Below are 351 nucleotides of genomic sequence, written 5' to 3'. Positions count from 1 at the left end.
CGGTGACTGTCACCGCGTCACCAACCTTGACGTCATTATCGACCTTGCCGGTGACCGCAATCGTCTGACCCGACTCGCTGGCATTAATCACGTTATCTGAGGTGACATCGTCGATAGTAATCGACGCGGTCGGTGCGACGGTATCCACGCCATAAGCGTGAGTAGAGTTTGCGGTGGTCACGTTACCCGCCGTATCACGGGTGGTGACCGTCGCACTCACCTCACCATTGGCGGCCAGCACCGCGCCCGGCACATTCACGCTCCAGGTTTTGCCATCGGCATTCACCGTGGTCTGGTAGGTCTCGGTGCCGACGGTTACTGTCACTGCATCACCGGCTTTGACGTCATTAT

1 protein-coding gene is annotated in these 351 nt (G+C 58.1%); it reads right to left on the bottom strand.

Annotated features, from left to right (window positions below):
• Positions 1-351, bottom strand: a 351-nt coding sequence (locus KP22_RS21160; RefSeq protein WP_039326445.1) for an Ig-like domain-containing protein, incomplete at both ends; no start/stop codon positions are given.

The organism is Pectobacterium betavasculorum (genome assembly GCF_000749845.1).
Classification (GTDB): Bacteria; Pseudomonadota; Gammaproteobacteria; order Enterobacterales; family Enterobacteriaceae; genus Pectobacterium; species Pectobacterium betavasculorum.
Note: the sequence above shows the minus strand (reverse complement) of the source record. Positions and strands in the feature narration are given on the sequence as shown.